The organism is Paenibacillus qinlingensis (genome assembly GCF_013204845.1).
Lineage (GTDB): Bacteria > Bacillota > Bacilli > Paenibacillales > NBRC-103111 > Paenibacillus_E > Paenibacillus_E qinlingensis.
Genome location: NZ_JABMKY010000002.1, coordinates 634,970 through 659,495 on the forward strand (window position 1 = coordinate 634,970; position 24,526 = coordinate 659,495).

Here is a 24,526-nt window from a genome sequence, read left to right on the forward strand (position 1 = left end):
GGCGGCCGGCTCTTTCTTCGGCCTTGCGCACAATTTTTGTGCGCTAGCGTTGTGGCCGGCCCTTTCTTCGGCCTTGCGCACAACTTTTGTGCGCTAGGGTGCGTGGCCGGTGGACTCACTCAGAAAGAGGAGCCTGATCTTTGAATTTTATACATGCTAAATTACACAAAAAAGCCCTCCAAGGAGGGCTGATCCATCTGATTCAACATATCACTCTACTAAAGTTACTTCTTATCGAAACCTTCTTCTTCCAAATACTCTTGTACTTCTTCATACGTCTCAAAGGCACAATCGAGGTTTTCTCCTGCGTAGATATACCATAAATCTTCCACGAAAGTTACACTCAACGTGTTGCCATCTTCATCCACCCAAATCTCTTCTTGAGGGTTTTGGACTTCCTCGACCTTCGAAATCTTAGGACTACCGCTGCGAGTTAAAGACTGAATCGACTTCGCAATGATTTCACGAAGCTCGTCTTCACTATAATCCCGAATATTAATTAAACCTTTGGCATCCACCGTACAACCTGGGATGTATTCGGCATACACGAATCCATTTCCATTCGGGTGAAGATGATAAAGAACAGTTGTCTTCTCATAGTCACTTTCTAGATAATGAAAATTAATTCGTCCCAGTGAAACATCCTTACGCGCAAGTTCCGGGAAGGATGCTGCTATTGCTAACTTCTCGTCTAAACTAAGCATACAAGCCCCCGTAACTTAATCAATCACTTGAATTTTAAACACGTTCTCAAGCTTACCATCTGCGCGCTTCTTCAGAGGCACTTTAATATCTCGCCCAAGCTCTTTGAAAAAAGTCTCAACATCACATTGTACATTCGAAAGAACAACCTTAAATGAACCATCTTGGACGATATTCTGATTTGCTTCAGCAGGCACCGTAATATCAACTGCGTACTTCTTCGTTAACGTGTTAATATAACGACTAAAAATTTCAATGAGCTCCTCATTATTGAAATTTTCAATTACCACTTTGCCCTTGTTTGTAAAATTTAAATGAACGTTCACTTTTAAATGTCCCCTTTTCCTGTACACCCTGTATTTGCTTGTGGGTAAAAGCCTACATCGAACGAATAATGCTTCACTTCTATTTTACTTGTTTATAGGGGTATGAAGCAACACTAAAGCCAAATTCATTTTCTGTACACAAAAAGAAGCAGGTATTTCCCTGCCTCTACGGGTATTGCTTCTATACTAATTATGCCACATTTACCTCATTTCTACGCACAAATGGCATTAAGCTTTTTCCGGAATTCGTCGTATCCGCGTCTGAAGACGATTAATCGAGATGATTCGAAACTCGCCAAACGTCGAGATTCGTTGACGAACCGCTTCGGGAAAGGTTGGATGATAAACCTCCAAACGATCGTCAAGCTCGTTATACCATGGCAATAAATTCATTTTAATGATGAGAACACGCTCACTCACATCCCCACTCCACCTTTTCCACACAGGTTTACTATATGATTTGCGTCTAATTGAACTCATTTGCTCAGTAAATATTTGGCATAAAGCATCGGTGTTTCATAAGTACGATAAAAAGTCTTATTCAAATTCAAATGCTTATATTGATATCGCTGATCTCGGCCATTCACTTCGATTAACCATATCGCACCTTGATGATCAATCCCAATATCCATTCCAACATCCGAGATTGATGGAATTTGCTGACTTAAGCTCTCTGCGATTTGAAGCGCTGCATCTTCAACCTGTTTTCTTTTGACTATAGGATCAAATCCGTTGCTAAGGAACAACTTCTCACAGCGCACAGCTTCACCGCCCTTAGCCAAATTCGTGACATGACGTCCATCTGCGGCGACCTTTCCAGCGATCCCCGTAACTCCCCATTCTCCTTTAGCACCACGTTGTACCGATACTCTTAAGTCATAAGGACGTCCTTCATACTTGGATAGTGCGATTGCTCTCTGAATCAAATAGGATTGGCCATTGACTTTCCCATTTATGAAATCAATCGTTTGCTGTTCGGCTAGCTGCCTCGGTAATTGATTACTCCACCAGACTTGCCATACCCGATCTGGCATCGCTGCAACTTTAAGTACCCCTTTCCCCACAGAGCCATTGGTAGGCTTCACAAAAAAGGAGTCCTCTCGGTTCATCGCATTAATTAGATTTTCACGTGAATACTTCATGGCATGAGGAAGAAATGCAGAGCTATTCGCACTCGCACGTAACAAGCGATGAATTTGAAGCTTATCATGTCTATTTTGACCATTAAAAACTTGGCTTATCTTCGCAATAGCTTTTAATTTCTGTTGTGAAGCTGGGGAAAGAGTCATTGCTCGATTATGAATGACCTTGGGAATTGGCAACCGTTTCAACGTGTAATTCTTATTCTCAAAACTCAAGCCAAGCGCTGATTTTCTATTTATATGTTTTAAGCACATGTAAAATGGGATCATCCCAAGCTCAATTGCAGCTTGATTATAGTAATCGATATGCTCATAGCCCGTTTGTTTCCGTTGGATGCCGAGATAGGTTTTACGATCAAGGAGAATGCCAATCACATTGCTCACAATTACACCTCTCCTGCTTGGATTCATCCTACTATTGTATGCACAATTGGCATAAATGGTCCAAATTCACATAAGGAAATCGTGACAACTGCTTTATCACACTCTGGAGTTTGACTACTTGGAAATGAAGTGCTACAATTCAAGCAAATTTGGATTCATATTGTCTGGAGGGGATGGCCCGTGAACCCTTTAACACGCAGATGCTGTTGGACAATCATGGTCTGGCTGATTCTCGGACTTTTCGTCTTCCCATTAACACCCCCAATATCCTATCATGCAGCAGCCGATACCGATGTTCTCATTTCAGCCAATACCACTCAGGTCTTGACTAGTCAACAGCAACCGCCTACTAAGGAATTCATTCATGTTTACGAAAATAAAATTCACCTGCATGACCAGTTTCACAAGCATTATGAAATAACTGTATTTGTTGTATTCATCGTTTTTTTGACACAAATCATCTGGAAAAAGCTGAAAGTTATTCTACTTGCTTTCCTCAAATTCACCTCACGTTATACGGGCCTCATTCCTTCTTACTCATAAGTAACGAAATTGAATGATTGAGGAAAAGAGGAAACTTTCATGGCTAATTCACAAGCTCAGGCTCAAGCACATGCACATGCACAACATCAAAAATTGACACGATTGAAATTTGCACGCAGAATCCTTTTTATGATCATTGGTGCCGCGCTCGTATCCATTGGTTTAGAAACTTTCTTAGTTCCAAACCATATTATTGATGGTGGTATTGTAGGGATTTCCATCATTGCATCACATTTATCTGGCATCCCACTCGGTATATTTCTAGTTCTGCTTAACCTACCTTTCGTCTTACTCGGATATAAGCAAATTGGCAAAACCTTTGCAATATCAACAACCTTCTCGGTTATTGTCATGTCGATTGGCACATCTTTACTTCACCCTGTTAAAGCCATCACCTTGGATCCCTTGTTAGCTGCTGTATTCGGCGGGATTATCCTTGGGATTGGCGTTGGGCTCGTTATTCGATCAGGAGGATCGCTAGACGGCACCGAAATTGTAGCTATTTTATTTAGTAAAAAGAGCGCCTTCTCGGTAGGCGAAATTGTCATGTTCTTCAATTTGTTCATTCTTGCCAGCGCAGGCTTTGTCTTCGGTTGGGATCATGCGATGTATTCTCTGATTGCCTATTTTATTGCTTATAAAATGATTGATATCACGATTGAAGGTCTTGATCAATCCAAATCGGTTTGGATTATCAGCGATGAGTATGTGAAAATTGGCGATTCGATTACGAATCGGCTAGGACGTGGCGTCACGTACCTCAAAGGCGAAGGCGCTTTTACGGGGGATGATAAAAAGGTCATCTTCAGCGTCATTACTCGACTTGAAGAAGCGAAGCTCAAATCCATTGTCGACGACTTGGATCCCAAGGCTTTCCTAGCCATCGGGAATATCCATGATGTTAAAGGTGGCAGGTTTAAGAAGAAGGATATTCATTAATCGGGAATTCGGTGATAGTCGAGCCTAGCGTTAGCGAATAACTGGATTTCATACAGCTAATTTCAAGCATATCTTGCGATAATAACAAATAACTGGATTTCATGTAGCTAATTCGCCTCGATACCTTCGAAAACATCGAAATTGGCATAATTACCTGTAGGAAATCCATCTAAAGTGTTTTTTCAGCTGGATGGAGCGAAATTAGCTGTATTTTTTCCATTTAGTTGGGTCGGCTGTACTTGAAATAGCTGCTGAGCGGGCGGGAGTATCTGACCTGTTAGCTACTTTGACTGGCCTGCTACTCCAACCTGATATTCCTTTTACTTTAACTAACCTGCTGCACACATAAAAGCCAACAATCCCACACGTAGTGTGAATTGTTGGCTTTTTTATCATGTATGTACGCAGCTTAGCTCCAATACGAGCGCAGGTCGACCTTCTGTCCCAGCTTCGCGCTGTCCAGTGCGCCCAAAACCATCGCCATACTCTTGATATTGTCGCGGCAGTCGGTCTCCGCGCGGCGGCCTTCGGCCAGCGCCGCGAACATCTCGTCCAAGCAACCGGCATGGCCGCTGCGACCAGACCAGTTCACGTTCGCGTCCACGCGCGTGAACTCCCGAAGGAACTTGCCGTCGCCATCAGTGCCGGCAGCTACGACCTCCGCGTACGGAGCACCCGCTCCGTCCCACAGAGCGGTGCCCTGCTCGCCCGTCACGCGCCAAGCCGCCTCCCAGGAGGTCGGCGCACCTTCCGCGCACCAGGAGCCGCGGTAGCAGAACACAGAGCCGTCTGACATCTCGTAGATGCAGATCGCGGAGGCATTCCCGGCGTACCAGGAGCCGGGCGGGTTCCATTCCTGGCAGTACACCGAAACGGGGTCTGCCCCAGTAATAAAACGAGCCTGATCGAACGTATGGATCGCCATATCTAGAATGAGCGGACTTTCCATCGCATCGCGAAAGCCCCCAAAATGCGGCCCCAGAAAGAAGTCCGCACCAACATATCCTACACGACCAATCGTACCGGATTGGACCAACTCGCGGAATGCGCGAATATTCGCGTCATACCGACGATTTTGCATAACAGCTAGCGATTTCCCAGTTTCATCTGCCCTTTGAATAAGCTCCCTAGCCTCGTCCATCGTAGCTGCCATCGGCTTCTCACCGAGTACATCGCAACCATGGCGAAGCGCTGTTGTTGCAACTTGGAAATGACTCGCAGGTATCGTAATATCCAGTACCAGATTGGCCTCATTGTCACGAATCGCTGTTTCAACATCCGTATACACACCACAAGCCAGCCCATGACGCTCAGCCATCGCTTGCGCGAACTCCGCTTTAATATCAACAAGCGCAACGATTTCGCAATCGTGTCTTTGTTTCATATTTTCAACCCATACATTGGCCATACCGCCACATCCTACAACAACCACGCGATAACTACTCATCGATAAATGACCTCCAACAGCCTTTACTAGCGTGTTTCCACACTGATTATATCTGCTATTCTACCGCTTTTATCGTGACATCGCTCTATCCAATCTTGTCGCAAAACAGTCCCATTTTGTGCTTCTGAAAGCGCATACGAACAAGCAGTTAACAAAAGATCCGAAATAAATCAAAAATAAAATGCATCGCCTCTTCCTCATCTTTCCCTCTCGTGAGCAATCGCAGTGTTGTGCCTGCCTTGATGGGGACTAGCAGCATGCCTAATACACTTTTTACATCAACCTTATGGTGCTTCTCATCAAACTGAAAGTCGAGCGTGATATCTGAAATAAAATGAGATGATTTCACAGAAATGCCAGATAAATCGCTTCGCTCTAGATCTTTTGTAACCTTAAATTCATGTACGCGCATGCCACTCGACTTCCTTTCCAAGTCATTTGGAGGTTTGTGATTTCTCATTATGTGTGGTATTATACAAAGATATTTGTGAAAAGTGAAGTGTTGAATATGACTAATTTTGATAGCTTAGTAGATTTATATAAAAAATTCAGCCCAATCCCCCGACCTTAGGTCGAGGGATTTTTTTTCCTTCGGGAAACACTTCTGCAGGAGGTCATCATTCATGCACGTCAACAACAAGTCATCCGTTTGGGCCATATGGCTCTCCCTCATCAGTAACATTTTATTAACGATTATCAAAATTATCATTGGTCTCATTTTTCACAGTGAAGTACTTTTGGCAGACGGTGTCCATAACGCAGGCGACATTATTGCAACTATTGCCGCACTAAGTGCCATGCGGATTTCCAAGCTCCCCGCAGATGAAGATCATCCCTATGGCCATGGTAAAGCGGAAGTACTTGGCTCGGGCTTTGTTGCTTTCATCCTTGTAACAGCCGCACTTTATATCGGGTATCATGCCGTTGCTGCATTATTTCATGAGCCGAGTGCGCCAAGTTTAATCGCTTTGATCGCTTCAGCTGTATCGGTCGTATGGAAATATCTACTTTATGTATACACCGTGCGGATCGGGCGCAGTACGAACAGCAAAAGCTTAATCGCGACGGCTCACGATCATTTAGCTGATGTGTATGCCTCACTTGCGGCTGTTGTGGGTATTGGTTTGGCATTCGTCGGTAAAGCTTATGACATTCATTGGTTAGCCTATGGCGATGCAGCGGCCGGGGTCATTGTCTCCCTCTTAGTTTTGAGGTTAGGCATCGAAATGGCCAAAGAATCCTTCGATATCCTCATGGAAAAAACCGTCGATCAACACATGCTTTCGCAATACACTGCGTTGATCGAAGCGGTTCCAGGCGTGAAACGTATTGATCGCGTACGTGCGAGAGAGCACGGTCATTATATTCTGGTAGATGCGCGCATTTCAGTACCAGGCGAGCTTACCATTCAACAAGGCCATGACATCTCGCGTGCCATCAAGAAATCCATCATGGATCAGCATAGTGACGTAGATGAGGTTCTGATCCATTTGAATCCGTGGTACGAAAACTAATCCCGTTGTTCGAAGAGGGGCTCTCGCCCCTCAAAATTTCTATTACCTGTAAAATGTACATCTATTTATGCAAAATTCCCCCGATATTTCGATTTAACTTTAAAATATGATGTTAAAACTTCCTATTTTATTCAAATCGACTAGAATCGTTAAATTTAGCTGTAGATTTTCCATTTATTCTGTATTTGATCGCAAATTCAAAGAATTTAACTACATATAATCCATCTTTTTGCATAGATTCCAGAAGATTTATGCAACCTCCATCCGACCAACTCACCGTTCTGACTCTGCAATAAGTACTTAATCTAATACCTATACATCCTTTTCATTCTCATTCGACCTTAGTGCTTCGACGCAATTTCTGTCACGATTTGCTCGATAATCTCCGGGAGCGATCTTATTCCAAGATCACCTTCTCCCCGTTTTCTGATGGAGACACTGCCGGAGTTTTGTTCTTTTTCACCAAGAATGAACATGTATGTGACTTTGTCTAGCTGAGCTTCGCGAATTTTATAACCTAGTTTCTCAGCCCGCGCATCCAATTCCACACGTATGCCAGCTTCTTCGAGTGATTTCTTGACTTGGAAGGCATAATCCACATAATGCTCTGAAACTGGCAGCAGTTTCACTTGAAGGGGTGCCAGCCACAACGGAAATGCTCCCGCATAATGCTCAGTTAATATCCCGATAAAACGATCAATCGAACCATACACAGCCCGATGAATCACGACTGGCCGATGCTTGAGACTGTCATCTCCAATATAAGTTAAATCGAATTTTTCAGGCATTTGGAAATCCAACTGGATCGTTCCGCACTGCCAACTCCGCTTTAAGGCATCTAGGATGTGAAAATCAATTTTGGGCCCGTAGAAAGCGCCATCCCCTTCATTAATGCGGTACGCGATCCCTCTTTTATCCAGGACATTCTGCAACGATTGCTCCGCTTGGTCCCAGAGCTCACTTGAACCCATATAATCATCCGGTCTTGTTGAAAGCTCAATCCGATATTCGAAACCAAACACGTGATAGACATGCGAGATCAGCTCAATGACCCGCCCGATTTCATCCTCAATTTGATCTGGCAAAACGAAAAGATGGGCATCATCCTGACAAAAAGTACGCACGCGCATCATCCCATTCAGCGCTCCCGAAAACTCATGACGATGTACCTGACCAAATTCTGCAAGGCGAATCGGTAATTCCCTGTAGGAGTGTAAACTATTTTTATAAATCAACATGTGACCTGGGCAATTCATTGGTTTCAATGCAAACTTCGTCTCGTCTACATGCGTAAAGTACATATTATCTTTATAGTGATCCCAATGTCCCGATTCTTCCCAAATCCGATTATTCATCATCAACGGTGTACGCACTTCATCATATTCTCTAATCCGCTGCAGCTCTCGAGCGAAATCCTCAAGTTCGTTGCGCAGAATCATCCCCTTCGGCAAATAAAAAGGCATACCCGGCGCTTCTTCCGAGAACATAAAGAGTTCAAGCTCTTTTCCAAGCTTACGATGGTCACGTTTTTTCGCTTCTTCAAGCCTATCCAGATGGTCATCGAGCTGCGCTTTCTTCAGAAATGCAGTGCCATAGATCCGTTGCAACATGGGGTTCTTCGCATCACCCCGCCAATACGCCCCTGCTACATGAAGCAGTTTAAAAGCTTTAATCCGTCCAGTTGAAGGAAGATGAGGGCCTCGGCATAGGTCGAAGAATTCCCCTTGATCATAGATCGAAATCAACACGTCCACTGGCAGATCTCGGATAAGCTCAAGTTTATAAGACTCATCTAACTGTGCAAAAATGTCCAAGGCTTCCTCTCTGCTGACGACTCGTCGAACAATTGGAATGTTCTCTTGAATGATTTGACTCATCACATCTTCAATTGCTCTTAGATCCTCACTTGATAAGGGTTTCTCAATATCGATATCGTAGTAGAAACCATCTTCAATGACAGGTCCAATACCAAGCTTAATGGCTTGATCGCCGTAGATACGTTTAAGCGCTTGAGCTAGTACATGTGCTGTACTATGACGATAAACCTCTAACCCCTGTTCACTTTCCAAAGTGACGATTTCAATGCGGCTATCCGCTTCAATTGGTTGCTCTAAATCGACCAATTGGCCATTCATTTGGCCCGCGATGGCTTGCTTCCTAAGCCCGATACTAATCGATTCAGCTACTTGTTCAATCGTCGTGCCTTGTACGTACCTCCTTTTAGTTCCATCTGGCAAAATCACTTCAATTTCCATGCCTTCCTACCTCCCTTTCCATATATTTGTGAACGCAAAAAAACGCATCTCTCCCAGAAAGGGACGAGTGCGTTCAGCTCGTGGTTCCACCCTAATTCGACTCCCATGACAGAAGTCCTTATTAGTATCCGTTATCGGGGATAAGTCGGTGACATTTACTTCCTTGCGTTACTTCGCAATGGGTTCAGCGGCACAGCTACAAAGGGGTAATTTCCAACCGGCAACAGGAGAAGATTTCAGCTAGTACTTCTCTCTCTGGGCAGTTCGTGAAGAAAATCATGTCTTTGATCATAACTTCGTATGTGATTATGAAAATCATATTACCTACTCTAACAGGTCAATGTCAAGGGGCATACGAGGATAAAATAACTATAACCATTCTCTCCTACACATACTGTACGACCGTGAACATGCCGCCTGTCGGCTTCGTCATGTTGTTTGAGGTATGATGTGGCATATGACAATGAAGCGGCCAAACGCCGTGATTATGCGCTGAAAATTCAATATCTGAGGTGACTCCGCTTGGCACAAGTATCGTGTTGCGCAGCTCTCTATTGAAATGAGGGATCGTGTTCCCATCTGCTGCTGCAACCCAGAACTGATGACCGTGAAAATGGATGGGATGCGCATTCATCCCGATATTCCCAAAGCGAATACGCACCTCTTCACCAAATCGGACAGGCAACTGAGCTGTATGTGGAAAGCAGCGACCATTCATCGTAAAAAAGTTAAAGCCATCCGACATGGTATCCAGCTCAAATTGCCCTGTCTTCACCACGCCTTTTTCCATGCCTTTTAAGTGGAACTCCTGCAACATAATGAAATAATCGCGCTGGACAGTGCATTCATAAGGATCCTCAATGATAAAACCACCACCTAAACCCATTAGCTCTTGAAAAGCAGTGTCTACATGGGTGTGATACATATGCGTACCAGGTGGATTCACAATTTGAAAATGATAATCAAAAAATTGGCCCTGCTCGATATAGGGTGAGGGTTCAACGGCTGGTACGCCGTCCATGCGATTCGGCACATCAAGCCCGTGCCAATGCACACTTGTAGCCTCCGGCAGCCGATTGTGTACACGAATTGTCACCCAATCGCCGGGAAACACACGTATCGTCGGGCCTGGGATACTGCCGTTGTATCCCCACCCTTTCATGAACACACCTGGGAGAATTTCTTGCACAACGGGCTCGGCAACCAGCTCAAAGAACTTCACGCCTTGCACATGAACATAGCTTAGATCTTGCAAATTTGGTGAAACAACCATAGCAACTCCCTCCCGCTTCAACGCTCCATTGTTAAATGTATGCGGGAATGGTTGAGACTTACCTGCAACACCTTACTTCTGATCGAAGAATTGAAGGTAAGCGCCGTACCCTTCTTTCTCCATGTCAGCAAGTGGAATGAATCGCAAAGAAGCTGAATTGATGCAGTAACGAAGACCATTTGGACCTGGACCATCATTAAACACATGACCCAAATGCGAATCCGCCTCGGTGCTCCGAACCTCTGTCCGTATCATGAAATGACTTGTATCTGTTACTTCTTTCACATGTCCTTCGAATAATGGCTTGGTGAAACTCGGCCAGCCGCAGCCAGAATCAAATTTATCATAGGATGTGAATAAAGGCTCCCCTGAAACGATGTCAACATAAAGACCTACTTCTTTGTAATCATGGAACTCGTTCTGGAAAGGACGCTCTGTTGCATTATTTTGCGTAACTTCGTATTGCAGCGGAGTAAGGGATTTCTTGCGCTCTTCTTTATCCTTCGCTGTGTTCCAGAATTGTGAAATATACGCATCGCGTCCTGAGCCTTTGCGGTAGGCTTTGTAGTGAGACGGATTTTTATGATGATAATCTTGATGATACTCTTCACCTGGATAAAATGCTTCCGCATCAATTCGCTCGATTTCCGTCACGATTGGACGATCAAATCTACCGCTGTCCTGCAGCGCTTGTTTGGATGATTCCGCTTTAGCGAGCTGTTCATCGCTATGGGCAAATATCGCTGTACGATAGGAAGATCCCCTATCATGAAATTGCCCACCAGCATCGGTTGGGTCAATTTGACGCCAGTACGTATCAAGCAATTTGTCGTAAGGGTACAATTCGGGATCAAAAGTAATTTGCACAGCTTCCGCATGCCCCGTCGTCTCGGAACAAACCTCTTTGTACGTCGGATTGGTCGTGTGCCCGCCTATATAACCGGAAACAACAGAAATAATGCCTGGCAATGACTCGAAAGGCGTCACCATACACCAGAAACAACCTCCTGCAAATGTCGCTTTATCTAAATGAACTCCTTGAATGTGTTCTGTCATGTTTAGCCACCTCTTTCTTAAAGTATCCTCTTATCATACCAAAACTTATCGGTATAACCAAAACACACCGTCCATTTGAATGAACGGTGCTCGATAATGTGCGATTGGATGTATCCTACAGGTTGTTAAAAATGTCTGTAAGCACAGGTACGATTTGTGATTTACGGGAAACAACGCCTTTAAGTACAGCTTTGTTATCAACAAGAGAAACGTTGTAAGCTTTCTCAACTGCATCTGCTTTTCGTCCTAGAGCAAGACCTACGGAGTCATTGTTCAAAATGTCCGTTACAACGAACAGAAATAAGTCTAGGTTTTTCTCAGCGATAATCGCTTGGAGAGCCGTTTCGATTTCCCCTTGTTGGGAAAGCACATCGTTCACATCAACCGCATTGACTTGAGCGATTTCTGCTTTGTAGCTCCCTAATTGGAATTCTTTAGCGTCCAAAGAAATCAACTGTGCCACCGTTTTGTCGCTCAGATCCGCACCTGCTTTCAGCATGTTCAGACCATATACTTCAGCGTCTACACCAGCGATTGCAGCTAGCTCACGCGCAGCAGCAACATCTTGCTCCGTGCAGGTTGGGGATTTGAATAGCAAGGAATCCGAAATGATAGCAGAAAGCATCAAACCAGCGATGTCAGCATCGATGGAAACACCGTTTTCTTTGTACAATTTATTTAAAATCGTTGCTGTGCAACCAACTGGCTCCGCGCGGTAGTAAAGCGGGTGGCTCGTCTCGAAGTTAGCAATACGGTGGTGGTCAATGACTTCCACTACGCGTACTTGATCGATATCATTAGCGCTTTGTTGGCGCTCAACGTGGTCAACCAAGATGACCTGAGCTGCTTCGTTAGCAACAGTTTGAACTTCTCTTGGAGCGGCTACTTTAAAAGTATCAAGTGCAAATTGCGTTTCGCCGTTAACGGAACCAAGACGAACTGCTTCTACTTCTTGACCTAGTTTAGTTTTCAGTGCAGCATACGCAATTGCGGATGTGATTGAATCAGTGTCCGGATTTTTATGTCCGAAAATAAGTGTTTTTGACATTGTAGACTCCTTAAACGACATATTTTAGTGAGAATAGGAATTATCTCTGTATACGATTATACTCAAAATTCCGGGTAAATTCACTAGTAAACTCGAATAGCAGAAATCCACTCGAATTGCTGGGTAAATTGACGCAAATGCAAGGAACTAAGAAGATCTCACTTACTTAGACGTATCCTCGGTTAATTGCTGTACCCAATCTTCGAATGTTTTTTGACTGTCTACGACGATCCGGTGCAGTTCCAGCGTGGGTTGATCCGACGTGGCCCAGCCTTCTAAAATTGTAAAGGCATACCGAAATTTGGCCTTTCGTAAAAGCTTTAACGTCGTACGGTCGTATTCACCGTACGGATAAGCGAACGTATCCGCTGGTTTCCCCAGCTCTTGCTCAATCTTGGCGCGCGCAGCGAGTATCTCTTCGCGCTGCGCTTTTTTGCTGAGCTTGGGCAGATGCGGGTGCGTCACCGTGTGTGACGCAATATCCCAGCCTGCTGCGCTCAGTTCATGTATTTGAGGCCAGGTGAGGTAACCTGGCGTATTGACAAGACCCGTCGACACGTACAACGTCGCGGGAAAGCCGTGTTGCTGGAGGATCGGCAACGCCACCTCCGCGTTATTGGCATAGCCGTCATCGAACGTGAGCAGCACGGGGTGAGCTGGTGACGGCATCTTGTGTGAGAGGACGCTGGCGAATTCATCCAGCGTCAACGGGGTGTAGTGATGCGTGGCCAAATAATCCATTTGGCGCGCGAACGTATCGGGGTGGAGCACGTACGTGTTCCCCGGGGCCACCCCGATGCTGTGGTAGTTCAGCACGGGGATGGCGACCCCGTGCTTGGCCTCCGGTGCGGAGGCTAGAGCTTGTGATGGCGTGGCTAAACACGCCATCAGGAGGCACCAGAGCAGCATGGCATGCGTTGTGGAAACCGCTTGAGTGCTACTCCTCGCAATCGTTGCTCGAATAGCACTCGCTGTTTTTAGAGTGCTCATTAACTTTTGTAATGGTGTACACATAGATCTCCTGCTTCTTATTGAACATAAACGTCTCTTGTTTGATCTCCTAAGGCTCCCCTATTCTCGTACCTCATATGCAAAAAATCCCAACTAATTATTAGTTTAGAGAAACTTAAGAATTCCCCTGCTGAAACACATTTAATAATTTGTCCTCACCAATCTACCATTATTTCCATCTACTAGTAGTAGAGTTAGGAGGTGTTGAAAATGAAAGATATGATTCAAAAAATTGTTACCTATGAACCCTATTTCGAAGAATTGGTTAGTGCTATGCAAGAATTACTTCATGAAGGCAATCTTGATTTAGAAGCTCATGCACGTCTCCAACAACTTCTCCTAGGCGTTAACCAGCAATAGGTACTATGAAAATAATTCGAATGGGATAAGGGGGTTATGATAATGAGTTTGATAGTAAGTCCACCAGTGGGACAGCGACTGAATCTTACTGATGATAGTTTCATTTCCGTACCGTTTGGCGGAGGCTTTACTTTCACCTTTTACGGTGTTGTTTATACCAGTGTCTTTGTTAACTCTAACGGAAACTTGACCTTTGGTGTAGGTGATACCTCATTCAGTGAATCAGTTCCGGCTTTTATTGGAGGCCCGCCAAGAATCGCACCGCTCTGGGACGATCTTGACCCTGATCCATTCCCACCTCTTAGTCCATTTGCCGGTGGAGGAGCAGTTTTCGCTAGACAGGATCCCGACCGATTCGTTGTAACATGGTATAGTGTCCCTGAATTCGCAACAGATAACGTAAATACGATGCAAATCGTATTGTTTAACACTGGTGTAATCGGTTTCGCTTATGATCGCCTAGATTCCAATGATGGCTTAGTTGGTGTTGCAAGCGGAGCAGGTGGCCCATCTAGTATATTTCAATTTAACGGTACAACGAACCCACCTGTAACGATTTTCAACGGTCCACAAGGTCAACTGGATTACACTCAGTTGTATTGGGAATTCGATGGAACTAATTATATTCTTGCTATCTTCGATAAAATGAAGGTAGAGGACGGGGAGCTGAAATTCGATAGTCCTAAGATCAAATTCGAAATTGAAGGTAAAATTAAACTTAATAGTAATAGCGATGGTATAGACCCAGTGAATGAACATGTGGTCATACAGGTCAATAGACAGACATTAGCCCTCATTTCACCTGGATCCTTTATCCAAAACGGGAATAAGTACGAGTTCTCAAATGGTGAAACAAAGATTAAATTTAAAGTTTACGGTAATACTGTCAAATTTGAGATCAAGTTCCATCAGTTAGCGGTCATTGGTATTGATAACCCACTCCGAGTCGGACTTGCTATCGGTGGAGATTTCGGGTCAACCCTGATCCCTCTCTGTGGAGAAATTGATTTGGACAAATAAATCAAACTACGAGGGGTGTGACTACCTAGTTACACCCCTTTACTTATTGGAACTACTATCCGCCAACTGAATCAACTTATTCACCGTCTCCCAATTCCGAGTGGTGGCAGATACACCTAGCTTCTTCTCGATAAAGTTGTTGCTGAATTTGGAGTCGCCATAGTTTTTGCGAATGAGCAGATACACGGTTAATCCCTTGACCTGATACTCATCAACCTCACTCTGCGCAGCATCTAGCTTAGCAAGTGCAGCTTCTGTTGGCGCTTGCGACAAGAAAGTTACATATCTTTGCTCATTCTCATCTACATTCACAGCCGCATATGGCGTGTCCTGAACTACTTCTAACAGCTCTGCTGGAGTGCGAATAATGACAGGAATGTCATACGTCAGCTGTTCCTTTAACTCATGAACGATCCGATCTCGTAGGATCGCAGCATCGAGCTCCTCAGCTTCAAAAATCACATTTCCACTCTGAATATAGGTACTTACATCTGTGAAATTCATTGATTCAAACAGCTGCCTAAGCCTGTCCATTTTAATAATTTTCTGACCACTCACATTGATTCCCCGCAACATAGCAACGTACTGCGCCATAGAATACCCTCCCTTTTCATACGCTCTGATCACCAATTCCTCTTCGCCTTACCCTACCTCTTCTACACGTGTCCCCTCGATACAAGCAGCGATATATACAGCTACGCCATCCTCATCATTACTCATGACAATCTCATCGGCCAGTAGCAAAATCTCTGGATGCGCATTTGCCACCGCAACTTTACGACCTGCCTCTACGAACATGCCTGTATCGTTCAAATTATCACCGAAAACCGTCACATCCTCGGACGCACAGCCAACAAGTTCTGCCCATAACCGCAGACCCATCTGCTTATTCGCCTCAGGGTGACTGAATTCAAGGAAATAATGATCCTCTATGTAATTATCCTTCATCAAATGAATGTGAACCTCTGATCCCAGCACTTCCTGGACCGCAGTTTTCAACGGAATTAGCTCCTCCAACAGGCCAATATACGTGAGGATTAACGTTCGCAATGATTCCGTACTGCGGAGCTCTTCTACTTCTCGAAATCTCGGGTCATTCGGCCGACTAGCTAAGAATTGAAGATCCCCCGTACGTTCCAACTTCTCATGATGCACCCGCTCATTGTCCTGCTCATCCAGTGCAAACAGCAGCGGTGTCAAGCCCCTCGTTTTGCCCGTTTGAATAATGATATTAGTCCGCTCATGATCCAACCAACGCCCGCCGAGAACCCGTTTCTCCAATGGATCAAACAACATAGCCCCATTATATAAAACTAGCGGATACCGCCAAGGTATTTTCGAAACCACTGCCTGTGAGCTCTGATAACTCCGTGCAGTCGCATAACTAATGACCGCCCCCTGCTCCAGCGCTGAAGTAATTACACCTACCGTAAAGTCCGATGGCTTCGCGTGGGAGCTCAACAAGGTTCCATCCAAATCGGTTAAGAAATAGTTGCGATCCGTTTGACGCACATAATTAGTCTCCAAACTCATGACTAGTCCCCCTAATCAGTTGTCTTCATTGATGCAAGCATTATATCATAAACGCTTGGGACATTGACGCCCGCATCAATCCTCCCACTCATTTTCAAAAGTTAACAATTTGATTTATACTTAGGTCAATTATTCCCAAGCAGAAAGGATACGGATCACATGGCGCAGCCCCCTGCAGCGACGAATTATGAAATCGCACAAGTGTGTTTACTCGCGGGTAAAATCATGCTGGAAAACGGCGGCGAAACCTATCGGGTTGAAGATACGATGACCCGCGTGGCCGAGGCCTTTGGTATTCCGAATTCTCATAGCTTTGTCACGCCTACTGGCATCATTTTCTCGATTGATGGACCTGAACAGACAACCCGACTCATTCGCATTTCTTCGCGGTCAACGGATTTACGGAAAGTAACGGTCGTGAATGCCATTTCTCGCAGAATCAGTCAAGGTGAGTTATCACCAACAGCGGCGTATCAGGAGCTTGAAGCTTTGTCTGCCGATACACGAAGATATCCCGCGTGGTTACAGGCGTTAGCCGCTGCGATCGCGAGCGGTTGTTTTCTCATCATGTTTCAAGGTACGTGGTCCGATTTCTTCCCGGCTTTCCTTGCCGGTGGTGCTGGTACCATATCGCTGACTTTTTTCCATCGTTTAGTTCCGATCAAATTTTTCGCTGAATTTCTCGCCTCTTTAATCATTGGACTTATTGCCTATGTAACGGTCAAAACAGGGCTCGGTTATAATCTGGATAAGATTATTATTGGCTCCGTCATGCCGCTCGTGCCTGGATTGCTCATCACTAATGCCGTGCGCGATTTGATGGCAGGGCATTTCGTATCGGGCGTGTCCAAAGGCGCGGAAGCATTCTTAACCGCATTCGCGATCGGCGCAGGAATAGCTTTTGTATTGACATTTTATCCAGGGAAGGGGTTCTAGTATGGAGATGTTGGAACAGCTCATTACAAGCTTCATTGCGACCTCCGCTTTCGGCATTATTTTCAATGTACCTCGAAGAACCCTTGTCCAATGCGGGTTTGTTGGAATGATTGGTTGGATGCTCTATTTCTCTTTTCAAAAAGCGTATCTGGATCCCATCCTAGCAACGCTCATTGCATCCTTTGTTGTCACGATTATCTCTCAATTTTTTGCGAAAATATATAAAACACCCGTCATTGTTTTCAGTGTCTCCGGGATTATCCCTTTAGTCCCAGGTGGATTAGCTTATGACGCCATGCGCAATGTCGTACAGAATCATTACGATGTCGCTGTGCAGCTAGCTGCGAAAGCTTTCTTACTATCCGGGGCAATCGCCATCGGATTGGTGTTCTCCGAAGTCATTAATGTTTTGTTAAGACGAACGAGAGCTTAATCCGAGACGAAAACGAATAAATATCTAACCTTTAATAGTTTATACCTATAACTTCAGTGTTTTTACATCTTGGATTTTTTCGCTACTGCCCTTTACACTAAGCGTATAGCACAAATAAGCCAAGGATTGGAAATGGAGCTGAAGACATATGACCGACAACACTAACCATCACATTGAATCGAAATTTAATGAAATTGCTCAAAAGTACGACAGCCAACGCAGAAAATTGATTCCTTGCTTCGATGATTTTTACAATACGGCTGCTTCATTGGTCCAATTCGACCAGAAAGCACCACGCATACTAGATTTAGGAGCAGGAACAGGACTTTTCTCTTCCTATATCCTGCGTTCGTACCCGCAAGCGCGGTTAACTTTGATTGACCTGTCGACGGGGATGCTTGATATAGCCAGAGAAAGATTTGCAGATGCGGGAGCTTCGGAAGTGACCTACCTTGTTGGGGATTATTCGACTTTTGAAGATGCAGAGCCTTATGATGCTGTAATCTCCTCCCTCTCTATTCACCATTTGGAGGATGAGGCTAAGCAAGCTCTATATACACGTATTTTCCACAGATTAAAGCCAGGCGGAGTTTTCGTTAATGCGGATCAAGTCTTAGGCAAGACGCCATTCCTTGATGGCTTATACCGATCGGACTGGGTTGCCAAGATTGAGGCCACAGATCTATCTCCAGAAGCGCTGCAAGCCGCCTACGAGCGTACGAAGCTGGACAGAATGGCTCCACTTGATACGCAGCTTGGCTGGCTTCGCGACTCCGGCTTTTCAAATGTGGATTGCGTCTATAAGTCTTATAATTTTGTCGTGATGTTTGCGAGAAAATCATAGGCCTCAGGGCAGTGTCGCTATTCCCGCTGCGCTTTACCAGATCATCGGCTTGGACACCATGAACCACATCATCGCAAGCGTAATGATCACATACAGAATCAAAGCTTTACGCAGCTTGTTAACGAGGATATTACGATCTTCATGCGGAGCTTTGAGTTGGCGCAACAGTGGTGAGAATGCACGTGCAATGAAGTAAAGCGATGCAACCATAATCAGGACCGTCGCGACAATCCATGACGTTTTCCAACTCCAGGCCGTAATCCAAGTAAGAATAATACCAGTTGCGACCAACACATGACCTGCATGTTTCGTCAGTCGAACGGTAATCCGAAACGGCTCTAAGTAATCTGGCAGCGACTCGAATGGTGCTCTACGAATAAGAGCTAGTAATGGAAAGAGGACGAAATAAGGACCGATGCTTAGAACAACGCTGAAAATATGAATGTAGAGCATGATAATATACCAAGACAAGTTGATCATCCTATCTGTAATGTGAATAAACCGTGTGAATCCAAGGATCCACACGGTTCTTTGTCTTATTCGGCTTTTTGAAATTCGTGTACCCATACTTTCATCTGTGGCAGCCAAGGCATACCCGGATGCATAGCAAGAATACTGTCGCGGTACTCATCAACGGTTTCGTGACCTTCTTGTTTCGCATGTTCAGGTGTTAGTTCACCCAAAGCTTGCTGATACACCTTGGTTACTGTAAAGGATGTACCTTGCAGATCCATGGTTTCGCCAATATCCGCATAACGTCCATTACGTCGACAAGCCGTTTTTTGGCCAGCAAGCACTTTGCTTACTTCTGCTTCTTTTGTAACTAGTCGATCGATGGAACACGTTTTTGGTGGTAAAGTCTCGTTTACGTTCGTTTCACTCATGTTGTTCCCTCCTTTTGCCAGTTTTCATTATAGCGAATCCGTTTCGCTTTGTCGAACTGACACCTTTCTTCGGATCCAATAGCAGCAATTACTCCCTCAAAGCTTCCTTTAGCTTCGTTGACATACTCTCCATGGAACCCGATGCTGGAGGCTTTACTCCGCGTAGACGCGCAATTTCCGCCTTTAATCTCTCATTCTCAGACAATAATGCCTCAACTTTGGCGATCATCTGATCTCGATCTAAGTGATCCCACTTCCCCATCCTTACCCCTCCTAGAGTCAAAAACACCCCCTCCTCGCAAATCGATCATCCCATCGGATTCTCTCGATGCATCAAAGGGGGTGGTTCCTATTGCTAATTAGTTAGCGATTACTTCGTGATTTTGATCGTATATAATCGAGCCGTTTCTTCCCAAACTTCACTTGGCTCTAAGGAGACAAGTCCGATTTGATCCGCAGGCAGATCCACATTCGGCGCATTAACTAAATTCATTTGCGGCTCAGGGCAGAAGAATCCTTCTGTTTTGCCATTGTTCCAGATCATCCATTGCTTATAGGAAGTTCCTACATCATAAACCAGTTTGATGCCTTCGCGCGAATCTGTCAATGCCATGAAATTGCGACTGTTTTGCGGAACACTCGTATAATGATTATCCATACCCTCAAAGAATGGCGATAGACCGCCAACTTTCATCTTCTCTTCATCCGCAGTTAGCGCTTGGTATTCGCCGGTTGGCAGCATACGCTCATTCAACGCCCAACGCTCGCCAATTGTCATTTGGAACGTATAATCAGAAGGCTGGCTATTGACAGCAAATGGTGCATTAATCGTTGTGTGGAACGCCAACAAGCATGGCATCGCTACATTGCCTTCATTATGTACGGAAATCTGTTGATGCAAACCTTGCTCATTCAAGGTATAAATCAAGCGGATCGTAAAGTCAAAAGGTAAGAATTCATGAACGGAATGCCCTTCGCGCACCCGCAAAGCTAATGCGACGCGACTTTCATTGCCATCACTGCTGAAATTCTCAACTGCCCATGGAATATTGTGTACAAATCCGTGCAAATGATTACCTGTCTTAGGTTCATTGACTGGGAATTGGAATACGTTCCCTTTCCAAGGGAATTTGCCATCTTCATAGCGATTCGGGGGGAATAACACAGGAATTCCATGAACGATTGGACGTTCTTTAAACGCTTCCATCTCTTCTAGTGCTGGCTCGCGCAAGAAGCGATATTCCTTCTCTATATCACGGAAAGCAATCAGATTTGCACCAACATCTGGCAAAACTACCGCTTCATAACGCCCAGCTTGCAGCCAAATCGCTTGTTCTCCGTTGTACGTTCCTTCATATGCTTTGGTAGACATCTCTTCATTCTCCTCCTAAATAACTGCTTATCCTCAGTCCAATATTTGGACGAACACACTGATTTCACTTTAGCCCATGTACGCGAAAAATGTCAATGGACGTAAATTGCTTTTATATCGACAAATGTGACTTTCCACGAAGTGAGAAGAAAAACCTGAGGCTGTGGGCCTCAGGTCCTTAACAAACATGGCTAACTTAGCGTTTCCACACCGCATCATTCCAACGAAGCTCATTGCGGAACTGTAAGGTTGATGTATTTTTATTAATAATGACGACTTCAATCCCTGCTAGCTCAGCCCAATCCACTAGTTGCTCTGTGCTCACATTGTAAGAGAACACCGTGTGATGTGCGCCGCCAGCAAGAATCCAAGCTTCTGCTGAACCACTTAAGGAAGGTTGCGGCTTCCAAAGAACGCGTGCCACAGGCAATTTCGGCATCGCTTTAACCGGTTGAACCGCGTCAACTTCGTTAATTAGCAAGCGGAAGCGATTGCCCATATCGATAAGTGAGGCATTCAGCGCTGGACCGGAAGCACCGTCGAAAACAAGACGAGCTGGATCCGCTTTGCCACCGATACCAAGTGGGTGCACTTCGATTTTCGGACGAGTCGCTGAGATTGTTGGACAAATTTCTAGCATATGAGAGCCGAGTACGAGCTCATTGCCTGATTCCATATGATACGTGTAGTCCTCCATAAAGGAAGTCCCTTTATTATTTGCCATGATTTTCATCACGCGCAGCAAGGCAGAAGTTTTCCAATCCCCTTCGCCACCGAAACCGTAGCCTTGCTCCATCAAACGTTGAACAGCAAGTCCTGGCAATTGCTTAAGACCATGCAAATCTTCGAATGTTGTTGTGAATGCGCCGAAACCGCCCTCTTGTAGGAATGCTTTCATCCCAAGCTCGATGCGAGCTTGCTCGCGAATCGCATCACGAATTGGACCCGCTGTACGTCCTTCTGGCGTAATATCATACGCTTCGTTGTATTCATCCATCAGTTGATCGACTTCAGCTTCAGAGATATCTCCTACACGTTGTACAAGATCGCCTACACCGAACCCATTAATAGACCAGCCAAATTTAATTTGCGCTTCAACTTTATCGCCTTCCGTTACCGCAACATGGCGCATATTATCACCAAAACGGGCAACTTTTAAATTGCGTCCTTCAATGAATCCCATTGCCGTGCGCATCCAACCGCCAATACGTTCAAGCACAGCTGGATCTTCCCAGTAACCGACAACGACTTTACGAGCAATTCCCATGCGTGCGCCGATGAAACCATATTCACGGTCACCGTGGGCAGCTTGGTTCAAGTTCATGAAATCCATATCAATCGTATCCCAGGGAATATCACGGTTAAATTGAGTGTGCAAGTGCAGCAACGGTTTACGGTACTCCGAAAGACCCGCAATCCACATTTTAGCTGGTGAAAATGTATGCATCCATGTAATAATTCCCGCACAAGAGTCATCTGCGTTCGCGTCAAGACATAGTCTACGAATCGCATCGTGCGTAGTTAGAACGGGCTTAAACACGAGTTTGCTTGGAATAGCTTCGGAACGATCAATGCCTGCTGTAATTTGTTGGGAGTGTTCATCTACTTGAAGCAGCGTTTCAGGTCCGTACAAATGCTGACTACCAGTAACAAACCAAAATACTTTTTCTGAAAAAGGGTTCATGGGCTTGATGCCTCCTAGGATATTGGGTTATTGAATTGCAAATTACGTTCGTTAATTAACGGATCATTAATGACGAGCTTCCTCGCGAATCGAGCGAAGTCGTTTCATAACATCATTGTCACCACGACCAAAATAGTCATGCAGCTTGCTATACTCTTGGTATAGCTTCTCGTATACAGCTACATTCTCTGCAATCGGCTTGAACGTTTCTTTACGAACACGTGCCATTTGCTGCGCGGCATCTACAATGCTGTCATAACCGCCTTTGTCCGCACCTGCAGCAACTGCACCGAACATCGCTGCGCCAAGCGCTGGCGTTTGTTTGGAATCCGCGATTTTGATTTCACGGTTCGTTACATCTGCATAAATTTGCATCAAAAGATGATTCTTTTGCGGCAATCCGCCACATGCGTACAATTCTTCAACCGCAACCCCATTGCTATGGAAAGCATCAACAATTTTACGTGTGCCGAAAGCTGTTGCTTCCAGTAAAGTACGATAGATTTCTTCTGGTTTCGTAAGTAAGGAATAACCTAGGATAAGTCCATTTAACTCTGTATCTACAAGCACTGAGCGGTTGCCGTTCCACCAATCCAAGGCAAGTAAGCCTGTTTCACCTGGTTTGTAAGCGGATGCACGACGCTCCAACCATTCATGCACGTTGATGCCTTCCTCCGCGGCAGCCTTTTCTACATACGCAGGAACACCTTGCTCCACATACCATGCGAAAATATCACCAACAGCCGATTGTCCTGCTTCGTAGCCTAAGTAGCCAGGAATGATGCCGTCTTCAACGACGCCGCACATGCCTTCTACTTCTTTCTCTTCAGTGCCAAGCAGCATATGACATATCGAAGTTCCCATTGCCATGACCAGCTTGCCTGGTGTAACTACACCAACACCTGGTACAGCTGCATGAGCATCAACGTTACCAACAGCGATCGCAGTTCCCGCTACTAGACCCATGCGCTCAGCCATAGCCGCTGTCAATTCCCCGGCTTTCGTGCCAAGGGCAACAACATCTCCGCGAAGCTTCGTTTCTGTGACATCTACAAGTCTAGGGTCCAATGCTCCAAAGAAATCTTGGCTTGGGTACCCGTCTTGCTTGTGCCAAATGGATTTATATCCTGCTGTACAACTGTTGCGCACGATTTCGGTTTGCCCTGTCATTTGAGACACAACCCAATCCGTCGCTTCTAAGAAACGATCCGTTTGCTCATAAATCTCAGGCGCTTCATTCAAAATCTGCCAAACCTTCGCAATCATCCATTCGGAAGAAATTTTACCGCCATAACGTGGTAAAAAAGCTTCCCCTCTGCTCGCTGCAATCTCATTAATGAGTGTAGCTTCATCTTGTGCTGCATGATGCTTCCACAGTTTCACCCAGCTGTGTGGATTAGCCGCAAGTGCTGGTTCAAAACACAGCGGCTGACCCGCTTTATTGATTGGCAGCATTGTACATGCCGTGAAATCAATTCCCAATCCGATAATATCTGCTGGATCTACGCCAGATGCACGTACAACTGCTGGAACAGATTGTGTGAGTACATCGATATAATCCTGAGGATGTTGTAAAGCCCAATCGTATTCTAACTTCACACCGGATACCGGCAGTTTCTCATCAATAACATTGTGAGGATACGGTGTAACGTGATCTGCCACCTCTGTGCCATCACTCAAATCAACCAGAACCGCACGTCCTGATTCCGTACCATAGTCAACACCAATCGCATATTTCTTCGACATGGGGAGCCTCCTTCAAAATTATACCTGTTCCTTGCTCTTAGTATAACACTTGTACGTACAAGTTGACTACCCCT

The 24,526-nt window shown here is 45.1% G+C and carries 27 protein-coding genes; 8 read left to right on the forward strand and 19 right to left on the reverse strand.

Going from position 1 to position 24,526, the window contains the following annotated elements; genetic code table 11:
- Positions 1 to 224: 224 nt before the first annotated feature.
- The 4 genes from HQN88_RS06195 to HQN88_RS06210 all read right to left on the reverse strand — a co-directional run bounded on the left by HQN88_RS06195 (position 225) and on the right by HQN88_RS06210 (position 2,554).
- On the reverse strand, positions 225 to 704 hold the full coding sequence (locus HQN88_RS06195) for a hypothetical protein (RefSeq protein ID WP_173109349.1): 480 nt from the start codon (positions 702 to 704) through the stop codon (positions 225 to 227).
- Between the two features lie 15 nt (positions 705 to 719).
- A complete protein-coding gene (locus HQN88_RS06200; protein WP_056621264.1) occupies positions 720 to 1,028 on the reverse strand; it encodes a hypothetical protein in 309 nt (102 codons plus the stop codon).
- A gap of 228 nt (positions 1,029 to 1,256) precedes the next feature.
- Entirely contained in the window at positions 1,257 to 1,448 is a 192-nt protein-coding gene (locus HQN88_RS06205; RefSeq protein ID WP_173109350.1) for a hypothetical protein, read from the reverse strand.
- A gap of 56 nt (positions 1,449 to 1,504) precedes the next feature.
- A complete protein-coding gene (locus HQN88_RS06210; RefSeq protein WP_173109351.1) occupies positions 1,505 to 2,554 on the reverse strand; it encodes a YheC/YheD family protein in 1,050 nt (349 codons plus the stop codon).
- Between the two features lie 180 nt (positions 2,555 to 2,734).
- On the opposite strand from HQN88_RS06210, the gene HQN88_RS06215 reads away from it, so the two are divergent.
- On the forward strand, positions 2,735 to 3,097 hold the full coding sequence (locus tag HQN88_RS06215; protein WP_173109352.1) for a hypothetical protein: 363 nt from the start codon (positions 2,735 to 2,737) through the stop codon (positions 3,095 to 3,097).
- A gap of 39 nt (positions 3,098 to 3,136) precedes the next feature.
- Positions 3,137 to 4,036 (forward strand): YitT family protein, encoded by a 900-nt coding sequence (locus tag HQN88_RS06220; RefSeq protein WP_173109353.1) that lies wholly within the window; start codon positions 3,137 to 3,139, stop codon positions 4,034 to 4,036.
- Positions 4,037 to 4,445: 409 nt separating this feature from the next.
- Here HQN88_RS06220 and HQN88_RS06225 read toward each other — a convergent pair whose 3' ends face one another.
- Positions 4,446 to 5,483 (reverse strand): Gfo/Idh/MocA family protein, encoded by a 1,038-nt coding sequence (locus HQN88_RS06225; protein ID WP_173109354.1) that lies wholly within the window; start codon positions 5,481 to 5,483, stop codon positions 4,446 to 4,448.
- A 148-nt stretch (positions 5,484 to 5,631) separates the two neighbouring features.
- Positions 5,632 to 5,895 (reverse strand): HPr family phosphocarrier protein, encoded by a 264-nt coding sequence (locus tag HQN88_RS06230; protein ID WP_173109355.1) that lies wholly within the window; start codon positions 5,893 to 5,895, stop codon positions 5,632 to 5,634.
- Between the two features lie 211 nt (positions 5,896 to 6,106).
- Between HQN88_RS06230 and HQN88_RS06235 the strand changes: the two genes are divergently transcribed.
- Positions 6,107 to 6,997 carry a cation diffusion facilitator family transporter gene (locus HQN88_RS06235; protein WP_173109356.1) on the forward strand — a complete coding sequence of 297 codons (891 nt, stop codon included), beginning with the start codon at positions 6,107 to 6,109 and terminating at the stop codon, positions 6,995 to 6,997.
- A gap of 341 nt (positions 6,998 to 7,338) precedes the next feature.
- On the opposite strand, the gene thrS is transcribed toward HQN88_RS06235, so the two are convergent.
- The 5 genes from thrS to HQN88_RS06260 form a co-directional block, all read right to left on the reverse strand.
- Positions 7,339 to 9,252 (reverse strand): threonine--tRNA ligase, encoded by a 1,914-nt coding sequence (gene thrS, locus HQN88_RS06240; protein ID WP_173109357.1) that lies wholly within the window; start codon positions 9,250 to 9,252, stop codon positions 7,339 to 7,341.
- A 385-nt stretch (positions 9,253 to 9,637) separates the two neighbouring features.
- Complete coding sequence (locus tag HQN88_RS06245) at positions 9,638 to 10,525, reverse strand: multicopper oxidase family protein (RefSeq protein ID WP_173109358.1); 888 nt, start codon at positions 10,523 to 10,525, stop codon at positions 9,638 to 9,640.
- A gap of 72 nt (positions 10,526 to 10,597) precedes the next feature.
- Positions 10,598 to 11,581, reverse strand: coding sequence for a peptide-methionine (R)-S-oxide reductase MsrB (gene msrB / locus HQN88_RS06250; protein WP_173109359.1), 984 nt, complete (start codon positions 11,579 to 11,581; stop codon positions 10,598 to 10,600).
- Between the two features lie 115 nt (positions 11,582 to 11,696).
- On the reverse strand, positions 11,697 to 12,629 hold the full coding sequence (locus tag HQN88_RS06255; RefSeq protein ID WP_173109360.1) for a manganese-dependent inorganic pyrophosphatase: 933 nt from the start codon (positions 12,627 to 12,629) through the stop codon (positions 11,697 to 11,699).
- Positions 12,630 to 12,791: 162 nt separating this feature from the next.
- Complete coding sequence (locus tag HQN88_RS06260; RefSeq protein ID WP_246320060.1) at positions 12,792 to 13,643, reverse strand: polysaccharide deacetylase family protein; 852 nt, start codon at positions 13,641 to 13,643, stop codon at positions 12,792 to 12,794.
- Between the two features lie 207 nt (positions 13,644 to 13,850).
- Between HQN88_RS06260 and HQN88_RS06265 the strand changes: the two genes are divergently transcribed.
- Together HQN88_RS06265 and HQN88_RS06270 are read left to right on the forward strand one after the other, a co-directional pair.
- Positions 13,851 to 14,000, forward strand: coding sequence for a hypothetical protein (locus HQN88_RS06265; protein WP_173109361.1), 150 nt, complete (start codon positions 13,851 to 13,853; stop codon positions 13,998 to 14,000).
- Between the two features lie 42 nt (positions 14,001 to 14,042).
- Positions 14,043 to 15,020, forward strand: coding sequence for a hypothetical protein (locus HQN88_RS06270; protein WP_173109362.1), 978 nt, complete (start codon positions 14,043 to 14,045; stop codon positions 15,018 to 15,020).
- A 39-nt stretch (positions 15,021 to 15,059) separates the two neighbouring features.
- On the opposite strand, the gene HQN88_RS06275 is transcribed toward HQN88_RS06270, so the two are convergent.
- Entirely contained in the window at positions 15,060 to 15,614 is a 555-nt protein-coding gene (locus HQN88_RS06275; RefSeq protein ID WP_173109363.1) for a DUF1697 domain-containing protein, read from the reverse strand.
- A gap of 48 nt (positions 15,615 to 15,662) precedes the next feature.
- Positions 15,663 to 16,553, reverse strand: a complete 891-nt coding sequence (locus HQN88_RS06280) for an HAD hydrolase family protein (RefSeq protein ID WP_173109364.1) — start codon at positions 16,551 to 16,553, stop codon at positions 15,663 to 15,665.
- Between the two features lie 159 nt (positions 16,554 to 16,712).
- On the opposite strand from HQN88_RS06280, the gene HQN88_RS06285 reads away from it, so the two are divergent.
- The 3 genes from HQN88_RS06285 to HQN88_RS06295 all read left to right on the forward strand — a co-directional run bounded on the left by HQN88_RS06285 (position 16,713) and on the right by HQN88_RS06295 (position 18,766).
- Entirely contained in the window at positions 16,713 to 17,489 is a 777-nt protein-coding gene (locus HQN88_RS06285) for a threonine/serine exporter family protein (protein WP_173109365.1), read from the forward strand.
- Position 17,490: 1 nt separating this feature from the next.
- Positions 17,491 to 17,922 (forward strand): threonine/serine exporter family protein, encoded by a 432-nt coding sequence (locus HQN88_RS06290; protein WP_173109366.1) that lies wholly within the window; start codon positions 17,491 to 17,493, stop codon positions 17,920 to 17,922.
- A 148-nt stretch (positions 17,923 to 18,070) separates the two neighbouring features.
- Entirely contained in the window at positions 18,071 to 18,766 is a 696-nt protein-coding gene (locus tag HQN88_RS06295) for a class I SAM-dependent methyltransferase (protein ID WP_173109367.1), read from the forward strand.
- 33 nt (positions 18,767 to 18,799) lie between these two features.
- On the opposite strand, the gene HQN88_RS06300 is transcribed toward HQN88_RS06295, so the two are convergent.
- From HQN88_RS06300 to HQN88_RS06325, 6 genes are all read right to left on the reverse strand, one after another.
- Entirely contained in the window at positions 18,800 to 19,246 is a 447-nt protein-coding gene (locus HQN88_RS06300) for a hypothetical protein (protein WP_173109516.1), read from the reverse strand.
- A 56-nt stretch (positions 19,247 to 19,302) separates the two neighbouring features.
- Positions 19,303 to 19,650 (reverse strand): ASCH domain-containing protein, encoded by a 348-nt coding sequence (locus HQN88_RS06305; RefSeq protein ID WP_173109368.1) that lies wholly within the window; start codon positions 19,648 to 19,650, stop codon positions 19,303 to 19,305.
- Between the two features lie 88 nt (positions 19,651 to 19,738).
- Positions 19,739 to 19,912: a hypothetical protein gene (locus HQN88_RS06310; RefSeq protein WP_173109369.1), complete on the reverse strand. Its 174-nt coding sequence runs from the start codon at positions 19,910 to 19,912 to the stop codon at positions 19,739 to 19,741.
- A 108-nt stretch (positions 19,913 to 20,020) separates the two neighbouring features.
- Complete coding sequence (locus tag HQN88_RS06315; RefSeq protein WP_173109370.1) at positions 20,021 to 21,022, reverse strand: aldose 1-epimerase; 1,002 nt, start codon at positions 21,020 to 21,022, stop codon at positions 20,021 to 20,023.
- Between the two features lie 196 nt (positions 21,023 to 21,218).
- On the reverse strand, positions 21,219 to 22,706 hold the full coding sequence (araA, locus tag HQN88_RS06320) for an L-arabinose isomerase (protein ID WP_173109371.1): 1,488 nt from the start codon (positions 22,704 to 22,706) through the stop codon (positions 21,219 to 21,221).
- Between the two features lie 66 nt (positions 22,707 to 22,772).
- The gene (locus HQN88_RS06325) at positions 22,773 to 24,452 is read right to left on the reverse strand and encodes a ribulokinase (protein ID WP_173109372.1); all 1,680 of its coding nucleotides are present in this window, start codon (positions 24,450 to 24,452) and stop codon (positions 22,773 to 22,775) included.
- Positions 24,453 to 24,526 lie beyond the last annotated feature (74 nt).